At 61.7% G+C, this 12,830-nt stretch carries 16 protein-coding genes; 9 read left to right on the top strand and 7 right to left on the bottom strand.

What is annotated here, in order from left to right; translation table 11 throughout:
* Window positions 1–3: 3 nt before the first annotated feature.
* The 3 genes from ACTJKM_RS06735 to hemB all read right to left on the bottom strand — a co-directional run bounded on the left by ACTJKM_RS06735 (window position 4) and on the right by hemB (window position 2,559).
* Window positions 4–792, bottom strand: coding sequence for an arginyltransferase (locus ACTJKM_RS06735; RefSeq protein ID WP_057252595.1), 789 nt, complete (start codon window positions 790–792; stop codon window positions 4–6).
* Window positions 793–930: 138 nt separating this feature from the next.
* On the bottom strand, window positions 931–1,395 hold the full coding sequence (locus tag ACTJKM_RS06730; RefSeq protein WP_058320193.1) for an RDD family protein: 465 nt from the start codon (window positions 1,393–1,395) through the stop codon (window positions 931–933).
* Between the two features lie 147 nt (window positions 1,396–1,542).
* A complete protein-coding gene (gene hemB / locus ACTJKM_RS06725) occupies window positions 1,543–2,559 on the bottom strand; it encodes a porphobilinogen synthase (RefSeq protein ID WP_058320192.1) in 1,017 nt (338 codons plus the stop codon).
* 186 nt (window positions 2,560–2,745) lie between these two features.
* On the opposite strand from hemB, the gene ACTJKM_RS06720 reads away from it, so the two are divergent.
* The 7 genes from ACTJKM_RS06720 to ACTJKM_RS06690 all read left to right on the top strand — a co-directional run bounded on the left by ACTJKM_RS06720 (window position 2,746) and on the right by ACTJKM_RS06690 (window position 9,441).
* Window positions 2,746–3,183 (top strand): DUF6163 family protein, encoded by a 438-nt coding sequence (locus tag ACTJKM_RS06720; RefSeq protein ID WP_058320191.1) that lies wholly within the window; start codon window positions 2,746–2,748, stop codon window positions 3,181–3,183.
* A gap of 130 nt (window positions 3,184–3,313) precedes the next feature.
* Window positions 3,314–3,826, top strand: coding sequence for a transcriptional regulator LdtR (gene ldtR, locus ACTJKM_RS06715; protein ID WP_058320190.1), 513 nt, complete (start codon window positions 3,314–3,316; stop codon window positions 3,824–3,826).
* A gap of 577 nt (window positions 3,827–4,403) precedes the next feature.
* Complete coding sequence (locus ACTJKM_RS06710) at window positions 4,404–5,729, top strand: L,D-transpeptidase family protein (RefSeq protein ID WP_058320189.1); 1,326 nt, start codon at window positions 4,404–4,406, stop codon at window positions 5,727–5,729.
* A 183-nt stretch (window positions 5,730–5,912) separates the two neighbouring features.
* Window positions 5,913–7,208 carry a serine hydroxymethyltransferase gene (gene glyA, locus ACTJKM_RS06705; RefSeq protein WP_440660073.1) on the top strand — a complete coding sequence of 432 codons (1,296 nt, stop codon included), beginning with the start codon at window positions 5,913–5,915 and terminating at the stop codon, window positions 7,206–7,208.
* Window positions 7,209–7,218: 10 nt separating this feature from the next.
* Window positions 7,219–7,692, top strand: a complete 474-nt coding sequence (gene nrdR / locus ACTJKM_RS06700; protein WP_034803756.1) for a transcriptional regulator NrdR — start codon at window positions 7,219–7,221, stop codon at window positions 7,690–7,692.
* 19 nt (window positions 7,693–7,711) lie between these two features.
* Window positions 7,712–8,821: a bifunctional diaminohydroxyphosphoribosylaminopyrimidine deaminase/5-amino-6-(5-phosphoribosylamino)uracil reductase RibD gene (gene ribD / locus ACTJKM_RS06695; protein ID WP_058329387.1), complete on the top strand. Its 1,110-nt coding sequence runs from the start codon at window positions 7,712–7,714 to the stop codon at window positions 8,819–8,821.
* Window positions 8,821–9,441, top strand: coding sequence for a riboflavin synthase (locus tag ACTJKM_RS06690; protein WP_058320186.1), 621 nt, complete (start codon window positions 8,821–8,823; stop codon window positions 9,439–9,441). Before ribD ends, ACTJKM_RS06690 begins: the two co-directional genes overlap by 1 nt.
* 92 nt (window positions 9,442–9,533) lie before the next feature.
* Here ACTJKM_RS06690 and ACTJKM_RS06685 read toward each other — a convergent pair whose 3' ends face one another.
* The 4 genes from ACTJKM_RS06685 to ACTJKM_RS06670 form a co-directional block, all read right to left on the bottom strand.
* Window positions 9,534–9,884, bottom strand: a complete 351-nt coding sequence (locus tag ACTJKM_RS06685) for a hypothetical protein (RefSeq protein WP_058320185.1) — start codon at window positions 9,882–9,884, stop codon at window positions 9,534–9,536.
* A 285-nt stretch (window positions 9,885–10,169) separates the two neighbouring features.
* The gene (locus ACTJKM_RS06680) at window positions 10,170–10,736 is read right to left on the bottom strand and encodes a GNAT family N-acetyltransferase (protein ID WP_058329467.1); all 567 of its coding nucleotides are present in this window, start codon (window positions 10,734–10,736) and stop codon (window positions 10,170–10,172) included.
* Window positions 10,737–10,761: 25 nt separating this feature from the next.
* Entirely contained in the window at window positions 10,762–11,262 is a 501-nt protein-coding gene (locus tag ACTJKM_RS06675; protein ID WP_058329386.1) for a cupin domain-containing protein, read from the bottom strand.
* A 176-nt stretch (window positions 11,263–11,438) separates the two neighbouring features.
* Window positions 11,439–11,639: a hypothetical protein gene (locus ACTJKM_RS06670; RefSeq protein ID WP_058329385.1), complete on the bottom strand. Its 201-nt coding sequence runs from the start codon at window positions 11,637–11,639 to the stop codon at window positions 11,439–11,441.
* 248 nt (window positions 11,640–11,887) lie between these two features.
* Between ACTJKM_RS06670 and ribH the strand changes: the two genes are divergently transcribed.
* Both ribH and nusB read left to right on the top strand, forming a co-directional pair.
* Complete coding sequence (gene ribH / locus ACTJKM_RS06665; protein WP_034803742.1) at window positions 11,888–12,349, top strand: 6,7-dimethyl-8-ribityllumazine synthase; 462 nt, start codon at window positions 11,888–11,890, stop codon at window positions 12,347–12,349.
* Window positions 12,346–12,828 (top strand): transcription antitermination factor NusB, encoded by a 483-nt coding sequence (gene nusB / locus ACTJKM_RS06660; RefSeq protein WP_058329384.1) that lies wholly within the window; start codon window positions 12,346–12,348, stop codon window positions 12,826–12,828. The genes ribH and nusB overlap by 4 nt, the downstream gene beginning before the upstream one ends.
* Window positions 12,829–12,830: the final 2 nt, after the last annotated feature.

The raw sequence follows: 12,830 nt of genomic DNA, 5'->3' as shown, positions 1-12,830 counted from the left end.
TGTCTAACCCGTTTTCGTAGGAGCGGCTTCCAAGGTGGCGTCTCCGCCTTCATAGCGTTCCCAGCCACGGGCCATAAGGTGTTCTTGCGGCAAAAATTTTGTTTTATACCCCATCTTCCGCGATCCCTTGACCCAATAGCCAAGATAGACGTGGGGCAGGCCGCGCTCGCGGGCGCGACGAATGTGGTCGAGAATCATGAAAGTGCCGAGCGAGCGGTCCTCTCGCGCCGGGTCGAAGTAGGAGTAGACCATCGAAAGACCGTCGCCCATGCGATCGGTCAGCGCTGCTGCGATGAGTGGCCCGCGTGCCTTCTCGCTGATGCCGTCGCCTTCGACCCGCAGGCGGTACTCAATGATCTTCGTGTGCACGTGCGTATCTTCGACCATCATTGCGTAGTCGAGCACCGACATGTCCGACATGCCGCCCTTCTGATGCCGGCGGTCGAGATAGCGGCGGAAGAGATTGTACTGTTCGCTGGAAGGCTCAGCCGGATACTCTGCCGAGATCACATCCTGATTGGTGGCAAGCACCCGGCGCATGGAGCGCGTGGGCTTGAACTCGTTGGCAAGAATGCGCACCGAAATGCAGGCGCGACAGGTCTCGCAGGCTGGGCGGTAGGCGATGTTCTGCGACCGGCGGAAGCCGCCCTGGGTCAGGAGATCGTTGAGTTCCGGCGCACGTTCGCCCACCATGTGGGTGAAGACTTTTCGCTCCATCTCGTTCGGCAGATAAGGGCAGGCTGCCGGCGCAGTCAGGTAGAATTGCGGAGACGGTGTGGTCTGTGTGTTCATCGAGTGCGGAGGTCACTCTGCGCGCGGTTGTTCATGACAATAGCATGGCGGAAGAATGGAAAACGTCAACTCACTCGTTTGCAGCTTCCGCCTCCGCCGTCCAGTTATTTTAGCGTTGCCGACAATGGCTGCGTCCGGTCAGTACATGTCACGGCGGACCGTGACGGTGCCAATCAGGAGGTCGTGCAGCAGGCGGCTGCGGTCGGTAAAGAGGCCGATCAGCAGGATCAGCGGCGTCAGCAGAGCGTTGGCGATCCAGAAGATGACGAGGTGGACGATGGCGGTCAGGAAGTCCATCGGGCGCCCGTCGGTGCGGGCGATCGCCAGGCCCATCATGCGCATGCCGGGGGAGGCCTGTTCGCGGCCGCCGACCGTGAGGCCGAAATAGAGCATGGCGACGATCGCAAAGAGCGCCGGGTAAAGCATAAAGCCGAGGCCGAGCGTCAGGATGCCCAGGAAGAAGACGACGACCGCCGCCGGGATCCACAGAAGCGCGATGATGGCGTAGTCGAGCAGGAAGGCAAAGATGCGTCGCGACAGCACGCCCTGATAGGCGCGCCAGTCATTGCTCGGCAGCCTCAGGTCTTCGTTGTGCATGGTCATCCGTCTAAGCCTCGCTTGGTTGCATGCAGGATATGGGATGGTGATGCCTGCAAAACAAGGATTGGAGGCTCACCACAGCGCCGCGCGTCTTATCAGACGCGCAAAGGTCGCTGTAGAAGATTGATTTGCTGCAACAGAAGCTCGCGCTTAACGGCCCTTGGCAAGGATACGAGCCACCTCGACGGCGAAATAGCTGAGGATGCCGTCGCAACCGGCGCGCTTGAAGGCGAGCAGCGTTTCCAGCATCACCTTCTCGCCGTCGATCCAGCCGTTGGCGGCGGCGGCTTTGACCTGCGAGTATTCGCCGGAGACTTGGTAGGCAAAGACAGGCAGGCCGAAGGCCTCCTTCATGCGCCAGCAGATGTCGAGATAGGGCAGGCCCGGTTTCACCATCAGCATGTCGGCGCCTTCCTCGACGTCGAGGGCAGCATCGCGGATCGCTTCGGTGCCGTTGGCCGGGTCGATGTAATAGGTCTTCTTGTCGCCCTTCAAAAGGCCGCCGGTGCCGATCGCCTCGCGATAGGGGCCGTAGAACCCGGAGGCGAACTTTGTCGCATAGGACATGATGCCGACATTCTGGTGCCCGGCGGCGTCGAGCGCCTGGCGGATCGCGCCGATGCGGCCATCCATCATGTCGGAGGGGGCGATGATGTCGGAGCCGGCATCCGCCTGGGCGACCGCCGCCCTTGCGATCATCTCGACGGTTTCGTCGTTGACGATCTCGCCGTTGCGAAAGATGCCGTCATGGCCGTGGCTAGTGAAGGGATCAAGGGCGACGTCGGTGATGATGCCGATCTCGGGCACCGCTTTCTTGAAGGCCCGCGTCGCCTGATTGATCAGGTTGTCGGCTGCAAGGCTGTTGGAGCCGGTCTCGTCGCGCAGCCCCATGTCGATGTTCGGGAAGGTCGCAATCGCTGGAATGCCGAGATCGGCCGCTTCCTTGACCGCTTCCACCGCCTTGTCGATGCTCATGCGGCTGACGCCGGGCATCGCCTCGATCGGCTGGACGATGTTGCTGCCCGGCACGATGAAGATCGGCCAGATCAGATCGTCGACGGTCAGGCGGTTTTCCTGCACCAGTCGCCGCGTCCAGTCGGCCTTGCGGTTGCGGCGCATGCGGCGGTGGCCGGTGATCCTGTCCACAAGATTTGTCCTGTCGTTCATCGCGCCCACGCCTTTCCGGTCAAAATCATCGTTAGCCAAGCGCTTTATCATGGGGCGGCGGCAATTGGGAACCGCGCGCCGGGCGAACGAACTGCGGCATTTCTTCTCTTCAAAAAGATAGCAGCAGGGGAGGGGAAACTGCGATCCTGCTGGCGGATGAGGAAGACCCGCCCTATCTTGCCGGCCATGCTTCATGATTCTGCCCACGTGCTGAAACCATCGCTGACCGAGATCCTCTTCGGCGTCTTCCTGCGTCTGGTCTCTGCCTCGTGCATCTGGTTCGCACTTAACTACTGGGCCATGCTGATTGGCTTTTCCCATGGTGGCGCCGGGCGCTTCGATCTGTTGTCGCCGGAGTGGCGCGCGGCTGCGACGGCGCTCGCCGTCGTTTATCCCGTTGCGGCGCTCGGCCTCTGGTTGCTCGTCTCCTGGGGGCCTGTGGTCTGGGTGGTCGCAGCGGCGATCGAGATCGCCATGTATGAGTTCTATCCGGTGAGTTTCGGCGCCCGTCCTTTGCTGGTCGTGCTGCATGTGGCGGTTGCCGTCACCTTCGTTCTTTTCCGGGCGGCACTCGTCTTTCAGCGCTGGCGGCAGGCCAAGCAGGTAAGAGTTGATTCACCCTGAGACAGGCTCGTCAAATGGCAAGCTCTTGTTAAGGCTGCGGTTTAAGTAGAATTTTAGACGTATTCGATAGGGTCTCACTCAAGGCGGGAAGACAAACTGACACCGCCAAACAAAACAGTGAGGCAGTCAAATGAACACGAAGATGAAGCCGCAGGCGGCTCAGCCCCGAGACCCTCAGGAAGAAACCATCCGCGGTCTCTACATGGAATCCCTCCACCTCGTCGAGCGTCTGCATCGCCGTCTGCTCGACGTCATCAAGGACGAGTTCGACCGCGATGGCCGCAGCGACGTCAACGCCGTCCAGGCCCTGTTGCTGTTCAACATCGGCAACTCGGAACTGACCGCCGGCGAACTTCGCTCCCGCGGTTACTACCTGGGCTCGAATGTCTCCTACAACGTCAAGAAGCTCGTCGACCTCGGCCTGATCAACCATCAGCGCTCCCGCGTCGATCGTCGCTCGGTTCGTATCAGCCTGACGGAAGACGGCCAGGAAATCGCCGAAACCGTCGCCAAGCTCTACGAGCGCCACATCGGCTCGATCCAGAAGGTCGGCGGTATCGGTTCGGACGAGTTCACCCAGATGAACAAGCTCCTGCAGCGCCTCGATCGCTTCTGGAACGACTCGATCATGTACCGCCTGTAATCCAGGCCCTGCATAACTTTGTCCTTAGATCGAAGCGATCTAAGGACAAAGTTATGCAGAAACTCAATGTGGTNAGACGCGCGGCGCTGTAGAACCTCCAGTTCAAGGGTCGGGCGCAATCCCTGCGTGTCCGACCTTTGCCATTTGCCGGCTCCTCATCCTGTTGCGGAAAAGCCGCACCACTTCTGCGCGCCATTCCTGCGTTCGGACGGCTTTCCAAACGGAAAATATTAGAAAATCAAAATGTTGCCGTCTGCAGCTCGTCCGCCGGCTTGTCCGCTACGGCGAAAAGCAAAAGGCGTGCCATGTCGCCGTTCAACCTGTCCGAGACACGAATTGGCCATATTGCTGTGACAGCGACGACGACATGCGGTAGGTGCGGCCACGTGTTTTCTTGAGCGTGGATTCGTTTCGCGTTTCGCCTGCCGGATGAGGGTCCTCACTCGCGGTGTCGTGAAATCTTGTGAGGGCAGGGTGGCTCGTTGGTTGACCTTTGTTAACCACGATCGTGTTAGGGCTCCGGCAACGTGCGTGTCAGCGCATAGGGCGCGTGCCAACGCATTGGGATGGTAGGAATATGTCGAAAAAGAATGGAATTGATGCATTCTCGCGCCGCGCCTTTCTGCGCTCGGTAGCAACCTTCGGCGCCGTGGCAGTCGCCGGCGCGGCAAGCGCACAGGACGCCCTGAACGAGATCATCAATTCGCCACGCCGCGGCTCCTGGGACGACCAGTACGACGCCAAGGCATCGCGCACCGCGACGACGGTCGTTTCGAACACGCCGGTCTTCGGCCCGGAAACGATCGCCCACGTGCAGCAGGCAATCTTCGACTACCAGAACATCGTTTCGCAAGGCGGCTGGCCGATGGTCCAGACCAGCGTCAAGCTCGAGCTCGGCGTCACGGATCCGTCGGTGCAGCAGCTTCGCCAGCGCCTGATGGTCTCCGGTGACCTGCCGCAGTCGGCAGGCGTCTCCTCGTCCTTCGATTCCTACGTCGAAGGCGCGGTCAAGCGCTTCCAGGCTCGCCATGGCCTCCCGGCTGATGGCGTCATCGGCGAATACACGCTGAAGGCGATCAACGTCGACGCCAACACCCGCCTCGGCCAGCTCCAGACCAACCTCGTTCGCCTGCAGTCGATGTCCGGCGATCTTGGCCGCCGCTACGTGATGGTCAACATTCCGGCCGCCTATATCGAAGCGGTCGAGAACGGCCGCGTGGCGCTGCGCCATACGGCGATCGTCGGCAAGATCGACCGCCAGTCGCCGATCCTCAACTCGAAGATCTACGAGGTCATCCTCAACCCCTATTGGACCGCGCCGCGCTCGATCATCCAGAAGGATATCATGCCGCTGATGCGCAAGGACCCGACCTATCTCGCACGCAACTCGATCCGTCTGTTCGACGGCAGTGGCGGCGAAGTGTCGCCGGAAACGGTCGATTGGAACGCCGAGAAGGCGCCGAACCTGATGTTCCGCCAGGACCCGGGCAAGATCAACGCGATGTCGTCGACGAAGATCAACTTCCACAACGAGCATCAGGTCTACATGCACGATACCCCGCAGCAGGGTCTGTTCAACAAGCTGATGCGTTTCGAGTCTTCCGGCTGCGTTCGCGTGCAGAACGTGCGCGATCTTTCGACCTGGTTGCTGAAGGATACGCCCGGCTGGTCGCGCCAGCAGATCGAGGCGACCATCAAGACCGGCGTCAACACGCCGATCACGCTCGCCGAGGAAGTGCCCGTGTTCTTCACCTACATCACGGCCTGGTCCGCAAAGGATGGCGTGGTGCAGTTCCGCGATGATATCTACCAGCGCGACGGTGCCACCGAGCTGGCGCTGCAGTCGCCCTATGGCGTCGAGCAGTCGCCCGGCTCGGTCGATCAGGACGCGCTGCCGCAATAAGCGAATTTGCGACACGAGATCGACAAGCCGCGCTTCCCCTGGAAGCGCGGCTTTTTCATGCGCCAGCGCTCGCGATATTTCGGCGCGGCAGATGGGGGAAATGGCGCAATCCGCACAGCAGATATTGCTCTTGCCGTGCGAGGAAGCTAAAGAACTGCCACCCTTGAGAGGAGCCTCGCGCCGATGCTTGAACAATCCAATGACGCCTTCTTCACCCGCTCTCTGGCCGACAGCGATCCGGACATCTTCGGTGCGATCGAGAAGGAGCTGGGTCGTCAGCGCCACGAGATCGAGCTGATCGCCTCCGAGAACATCGTTTCCCGCGCCGTGCTCGAAGCCCAGGGCTCGATCATGACCAACAAATATGCCGAGGGTTACCCGGGCAAGCGCTACTATGGCGGCTGCCAGTTCGTCGATATCGCCGAAGAACTGGCGATCGAACGCGCCAAGAAGCTCTTCGGCGTCAACTTCGCCAACGTTCAGCCGAACTCCGGTTCGCAGATGAACCAGGCCGTGTTCCTGGCGCTCTTGCAGCCGGGCGACACCTTCATGGGCCTCGACCTCAACTCGGGCGGTCACCTGACGCACGGTTCGCCGGTCAACATGTCCGGCAAGTGGTTCAACGTCGTCTCCTACGGCGTACGTGAAGACGATCACCTGCTCGACATGGACAACGTTGCCGAGCAGGCGCGCAAGCACAAGCCGAAACTGATCATTGCTGGTGGCACTGCCTATTCGCGCATCTGGGACTGGAAGCGCTTCCGCGAAATCGCCGACGAAGTCGGCGCCTGGCTGATGGTTGACATGGCGCACATCGCCGGTCTCGTTGCCGGTGGCCAGCATCCGTCGCCGTTCCCGCATTGCCACGTCGCCACCACGACGACGCACAAGTCGCTGCGCGGCCCGCGCGGCGGCATGGTTCTGACCAACGACGAAGATGTCGCCAAGAAGATCAACTCGGCCGTCTTCCCGGGTCTCCAGGGCGGCCCGCTGATGCACGTCATCGCCGCCAAGTCTGTTGCTCTCGGCGAAGCGCTGCATCCGTCGTTCAAGGACTATGCGGCCCAGATCGTCAAGAACGCCCGCACGCTCGCAGAAACGCTGAAGGCCAACGGCCTCGACATCGTCTCCGGCGGCACGGACAACCACCTGATGCTCGTCGACCTGCGCAAGAAGAACGCAACCGGCAAGCGCGCGGAAGCCGCCCTCGGCCGTGCGTTCATCACCTGCAACAAGAACGGCATCCCGTTCGACCCTGAAAAGCCGTTCGTCACCTCGGGCGTCCGTCTCGGCACGCCGGCCGGTACCACCCGCGGCTTCAAGGAAGCCGAGTTCAAGGAAATCGGCGAGTTGATCGTCGAGGTCCTCGACGGCCTGAAGGTCGCCAACTCCGACGAAGGCAATGCCGCCGTCGAAGCCGGCGTTCGCGAAAAGGTCCTCAAGCTGACCGACCGCTTCCCGATGTACGGCTACATGTGATCGGTCGCTCATGCGCTGCCCCTATTGCGGTTCTGAAGACAGTCAGGTGAAGGATTCCCGTCCTGCAGAGGACGGGAACGCCATTCGCCGCCGCCGGATTTGTCCGGATTGCGGAGGTCGTTTCACCACCTTCGAACGGGTGCAGTTGCGTGAACTGATGATCATCAAGAAGACCGGTCGGAAGGTTCCTTTCGACCGGGATAAACTTTTGCGGTCGTTCGAGATCGCGCTCAGGAAGCGCCCGGTCGATCGCGACCGCATCGAGCGGGCGGTCTCCGGCATCGTTCGGCGCCTCGAAAGCTCCGGCGAGACCGAGATCCCCTCGGAGGAAATCGGCCTGCAGGTGCTCGAGGCCCTGAAGAGCCTCGATGACGTTGCCTTCGTGCGCTACGCTTCGGTCTATCGCGATTTCTCGCATGCCGAGGATTTCGAGAAGGTCATCACCGAGATCAGCGCCAAGATCGCGCGCGATCCGGGCGAATAGGCGAAAGCTGGATAGAGCCATGGCAGGACCCACCCGTGAAGACGAGAGGTTCATGGCCGCGGCGCTGAGGCTGGCCCGCCATCATCTCGGACAGACTTCCACCAATCCCTCCGTCGCCTGCCTGATAGTCAAGGAAGGCGTCATCGTCGGCCGCGCCGTGACGGCGCGAAGCGGTCGTCCGCATGCGGAAACCCAGGCGCTGGCAGAGGCCGGAGAGACGGCGAGGGGCGCGACCGCCTATGTGACGCTGGAGCCCTGCTCGCATCACGGCAAGACGCCGCCTTGCGCCGACGCCCTTGTCGCATCCGGCGTTGCCCGCGTGGTGATCTCGATCCTCGATCCGGATGAGCGTGTCGCCGGGCGCGGCGTCGTGCGCCTGCGCGATGCCGGCATCATCGTCGATATCGGCGTTCTCGCTGAAGAGGGGCAGCACGCACTCGAAGCCTATCTCATGCGCCAGGTAAGCCGGCGGCCCTATGTGATTCTCAAGCTTGCTGTTTCCGCCGACGGCATGATCGGCCGTAAGGGGGCAGGGCAGGTCCGCATCACCGGTCCCATCTCCCGGGGGCAGGTGCAAATGCTGAGAGCCGAGACGGACGCGATCCTCGTCGGGATCGGCACGGCGACGGCCGACGACCCGGAATTGACCGTGCGGCTACCCGGGCTCGAAAATCGCTCGCCGCTGCGCATCGTCCTCGACCGCCGGCTCGACCTGCCGCTTTCCTCGAAACTGGTGCGAACGGCGCGGGATGTTCCGGTGATCGTGGTCTCCAGTGACGGATCCGGCGGTCCGGACGCGGATGTCGATGACGGCCGGGCCGCACGCAAGGCGGGCCTGGAGGCCGCCGGCGTTGAGGTGCTCGAAGCCGGTTCGATTGCGGACCTTCTGACGGCCCTCGCCTCGCGCGGTATCTCCTCGCTGATGGTCGAAGGTGGAGCGGTCGCGGCGCGCGCCTTTCTCGATGCGGACCTCGTCGACCGTATCCAGCTTTACACCGGGCCGGGGACGATTGGCGAAAACGGCATTGCATCCCCATTTGACCGTAAGTCCGTGCCGACCGGCTTCACGCGTGTCGCCGAAGCGCGCTACGGAGAGGATCTGTTCGAGGAATACGAAAGAGAAAACTGATGTTCACAGGCATTGTTACCGACATCGGCACCGTCGATGCCGTCACCCCGCTCAAGGAAGGCATCAAGCTGCGTGTTGCCACGAGCTATGATCCGAAGACCATCGACATGGGCGCCTCCATCGCCCATTCCGGTGTGTGTCTGACGGTGACCGCCTTGCCTGAAGCCGGCAGCAACGAGCGCTGGTTCGAGGTCGAGGCCTGGGAAGAAGCGCTGCGGCTGACGACGATTGCGGGCTGGACAAAGGGCACGCGGATCAACCTCGAGCGGTCGCTGAAGATTGGCGACGAGCTCGGCGGCCACTTGGTCTCCGGTCATATCGATGACAAGGCGGAAATCCTCTCGGTGGAGTCGGAGGGCGACGCGGTGCGCTTTCGCCTTCGGGCACCGGAACATCTGGCGCGGTTTGTCGCACCGAAGGGCTCCGTCGCGCTCGACGGTACGTCGTTGACGGTCAACAAGGTCGATGGCGCCGAATTCGACGTGCTGCTCATCCGCCATTCGCTGGAGGTCACCACCTGGGGCGACCGCAAGGCTGGTGATTTCGTCAACTTTGAAGTCGACACCATGGCCCGTTACGCGGCGCGCCTGGCCGAGTTCCCGGCGCCGAAGCCGGCATGAGCGAAGTCTGAGATTCTTTGCCGAATATATCTCAAAAAAAGCAAACCGCCCCCGATTGGGGGCGGTGGCGTTTTGAGAGGGCGATTGGCGGCTCAGCGTAGATAGAAGGTCAGGCTGCCATCGGCCGCCTGTTCAGCGCCCGCGATGTTGTTCATCTCGACGTTCTGGCCCTTCAGCTTGGCTGCAAGCGGCTTGTTGGCGTTGACCGCTGCGTGGAGGGACGAGAGTTGTTGCGGCGTGGCTTCGTCGATCCACAGGCGCGTCTGGCTCGATTCCTTGAGCGTGTTGACGTCAACGACGGTGAACTGGTCGCCCTTGAATTCGCGAACCGTGTGGTCGATCTCGGCCGGCCAGTTCATCGCGGCGCCTGCCGCGTAGGAAACGCCGCCGAAGGACAGGGCGGAGAGGGCAGCGATGACGGAAAGCTTGGCTATGCGGTTCATGGTCATGCTCCTTTGTTTGCTTGCGACATCGCGACTGCCGGGCTCCTACCCGAACGGGTGACCCTTATGGGCCTCGGAGACCGGTCACCATCTCGTGCCGCAGCGGCCAGCAAACGTCGATTGCGGGTGGCGTCACCCGCATTGAGACGTGCTGGACGGCTTCGACTGATTGGGGCGGCGTTTCCTCGGCTTGGGGCGGGGGCGCGTCGTGCCAACGCCTAGAAAGCTGGCCCGGAATCTGGCCGTTTCCGTGGCGTAAAGGTCTGGAAAACAATTAAAAATTGTTCATGTTTCGGCGTGCGCACGCAACTTGTGCGTCGTCGTTGCCTTCTGGTGGCGCTCGAACATGATCACGTGGTTGCCATGGTAGGTCGTCCGCCAGAATTCCTTGAAGCCATGCTTCTCCGCAACCCGGATTGAGGCACGGTTGCCGACATCGATGATGCAGGTTTTGCGGAGCGTGGGAAACTGGTGATCGGCCCATTTCAGCGCCGCACTGACCGCTTCTGTCGCAAGCCCCTGGCCATGGGCCTTTGGTGAAAGCGCCCATCCGGTCTCCATCGTGCCTTCAAGCGAGGGCGTGATGGCGCGGTGTACATCGTGAAACCCGGCCTCGCCGAGAAAGGCACCTGTTTCCCGATCCTGAATGGCAAAGAAGCCAAAGCCGAAATAGTGCCACATGCCGACCTGGCGCAGGAAACGGGTCCAGGATTGTTCGCGCGTAAACGGCACCCCGCCGACATAGCGGATCACCTCGGCATCGCCGAACAGCCCTGCGTAGGAGGGGAAGTCGTCACGGCGATAGGGGCGCAGGATGAGGCGGTCTGTCTCGATGATAGGCACGCTATGCATGTTCGATCCTATGTTGTGGGTAAACTCAGGCGCCGGGCTCACCGTCCCAATAGTCGACAGTGTCTTCCAGTCTGCCAATGAAGCGGAATCGCCTCTGGCCATCAGCACTGCGCGTCTTGGCGAGGAACTTGCCCGAGTCCGGGTACTCGCAGATCTCGGTGGCCGCCATGGTCGAAATGGACAAGTATTTGAGCGCCACGCTGCCAGTGTTCATCAGGTGATGCGCCGTTTCCGGCCCGCCTGCAGGCGCGCCAAGAATGTCGCCCGGTCCAACCGCATAGCGCTCGTTGCCGAAGCGATACGTGCCTTCGCCTTCGAGGATGATGAAAAGCTCCTCCTCGACGTGGTGATTGTGGAACGGGCAGCCGGACTTGCCCGGCGGCACTTCACCGTAGCCAATACCGAGATCCTTAAGGCCCAGCAACGCGCCGAAGGAAGCGTCGCTCGATTCGAACCCTTCGCCTTTCGTCCAATGGTCGAGATTGAGGGTCTTCGGATTGACGATCGGTTTTCGCGTTTCCGTCATGTCTATCTCCCTGACGCCGTGCATTTCGCAATAAGCATCCACGGTCCGTTCCTATCCGTGTCGCGCGATCGAGGGAACGTCAACCGACAAGCGTCGAAATTGATAAACGTTACGTTGCTTATGCCTCGATTTTGCAATCCTATGACGGTAGCCGCGGCGGCGGAGCGCGCTGTGCCTCAGCACGGACCGCGTCGCGTCGCCCGGGAGGCCGATCGTGTCGAGTAGAGCGAGGCGGGCATCTCGTAGCCGAAATCCGGTGCGGTCCGCATCATGGCGTCGCGGGCAAGCGCCTCGGTGTCGAAAAGCAGCCCGTTCATATCGAAGAGGACCGCTTGAGGGGCGCGGGGGAGGCGGATCGTTGACGGGGTCGCAAGCATGCGGATGCCTCGTTCAATTCCTGTCTGGTACCTGAACTTGCTGTTCCGCGTGGCAAACCGCAAGCAACCATGCGATTGTGTTCGAAGCCCGAACGGCAAGGATAGCCCTTCGGGCTTGGTCTTCTGGCGCCGTCCGGCGCGGCAAAAGGCCATTTGCGGCGGAATTTGCTTGCCATTCGGCGCCGGGCATGGTTTGACCGCCGCCTGCCGGTCGCAACCGGCGACGAACTCTCAAAGACAGGTGATCCATGGCAGAGACCACGGCAGCCCACATTCTGATTGTGGAAGCGCGTTTCTATGACGATATGGCCGATGCATTGCTCGACGGCGCCAAACATGCGCTGGACGCAGCCGGGGCCACCTATGATATCGTGACGGTTCCGGGCGCGCTCGAAATCCCGCCGGCGATCGCCATGGCACTCGACGGTGCCGACGAAGGCGGTACGGAATATGACGGCTTCGTCGCGCTCGGCATGGTCATTCGCGGCGAGACCTATCATTTCGATATCGTCGCGAACGAATCTTCGCGGGCCATCATGGATCTCGCCGTGAGCGAAAGCCTCGCCATCGGCAACGGCATCCTGACGGTCGAGAATGACGATCAGGCCTGGGCACGCGCCCGCCGTTCGGAAGGTGACAAGGGTGGCTTTGCTGCGCGTGCGGCGCTCACCATGATTGAATTGAAGAAGAAACTGGGCACGGAAAAGTGACGAAGACACCCTCGGATCAGCCACTGAAGCAGGTCAACCAGCGCGGCGCAGCGCGCCTTGCCGCGGTGCAGGCGCTCTATCAGATGGACATTGGCGGCACCGGCGTGCTCGAAGTGGTTGCCGAGTACGAAGCCCATCGCCTCGGCCAGGACGTCGACGGCGACACCTATCTGAAGGCTGACGCCTCCTGGTTCCGCTCGATCGTCGCCGGCGTCGTGCGCGACCAGCGCAAGCTCGATCCGTTGATCGGTTCGGCGCTTCAGGACGACTGGGCACTGTCGCGGCTCGATTCTACCGTGCGCGCCATCCTGCGTGCCGGCACCTTCGAAATGCTGGAACGCAAGGACGTGCCGGTTCCGGTGATCGTCACCGAGTATGTCGAGATCGCCAAGGCCTTCTTCGAGGATGACGAGCCGAAGCTGGTCAATGCCGTTCTCGATCGTATTGCCAAGCAGGTTCGTAGCGAGTCCAGGAAGTAGAG

The sequence above is a fragment of the Ensifer sp. 22460 genome (assembly GCF_052044935.1).
Lineage (GTDB): Bacteria > Pseudomonadota > Alphaproteobacteria > Rhizobiales > Rhizobiaceae > Ensifer.
The sequence above is the reverse complement of the archived record's forward strand: the minus strand, read 5'-3'. Positions and strand labels throughout refer to the sequence as shown.

Bases quoted from the DNA above. Each gene is read 5' to 3' on its own strand.
- ACTJKM_RS06730 (WP_058320193.1), bottom strand. From the start codon at position 1,395: ATGACCATGCACAACGAAGACCTGAGGCTGCCGAGCAATGACTGGCGC.
- ACTJKM_RS06675 (WP_058329386.1), bottom strand. From the start codon at position 11,262: ATGACGGAAACGCGAAAACCGATCGTCAATCCGAAGACCCTCAATCTC.
- ACTJKM_RS06690 (WP_058320186.1), top strand. From the start codon at position 8,821: ATGTTCACAGGCATTGTTACCGACATCGGCACCGTCGATGCCGTCACC.
- nrdR (WP_034803756.1), top strand. From the start codon at position 7,219: ATGCGCTGCCCCTATTGCGGTTCTGAAGACAGTCAGGTGAAGGATTCC.
- hemB (WP_058320192.1), bottom strand. From the start codon at position 2,559: ATGAACGACAGGACAAATCTTGTGGACAGGATCACCGGCCACCGCCGC.
- ACTJKM_RS06735 (WP_057252595.1), bottom strand. From the start codon at position 792: ATGAACACACAGACCACACCGTCTCCGCAATTCTACCTGACTGCGCCG.
- glyA (WP_440660073.1), top strand. From the start codon at position 5,913: ATGCTTGAACAATCCAATGACGCCTTCTTCACCCGCTCTCTGGCCGAC.
- ldtR (WP_058320190.1), top strand. From the start codon at position 3,314: ATGAACACGAAGATGAAGCCGCAGGCGGCTCAGCCCCGAGACCCTCAG.
- ACTJKM_RS06670 (WP_058329385.1), bottom strand. From the start codon at position 11,639: ATGCTTGCGACCCCGTCAACGATCCGCCTCCCCCGCGCCCCTCAAGCG.
- ACTJKM_RS06680 (WP_058329467.1), bottom strand. From the start codon at position 10,736: ATGCATAGCGTGCCTATCATCGAGACAGACCGCCTCATCCTGCGCCCC.
- ACTJKM_RS06685 (WP_058320185.1), bottom strand. From the start codon at position 9,884: ATGAACCGCATAGCCAAGCTTTCCGTCATCGCTGCCCTCTCCGCCCTG.
- ribH (WP_034803742.1), top strand. From the start codon at position 11,888: ATGGCAGAGACCACGGCAGCCCACATTCTGATTGTGGAAGCGCGTTTC.
- ACTJKM_RS06710 (WP_058320189.1), top strand. From the start codon at position 4,404: ATGTCGAAAAAGAATGGAATTGATGCATTCTCGCGCCGCGCCTTTCTG.
- ribD (WP_058329387.1), top strand. From the start codon at position 7,712: ATGGCAGGACCCACCCGTGAAGACGAGAGGTTCATGGCCGCGGCGCTG.
- ACTJKM_RS06720 (WP_058320191.1), top strand. From the start codon at position 2,746: ATGCTTCATGATTCTGCCCACGTGCTGAAACCATCGCTGACCGAGATC.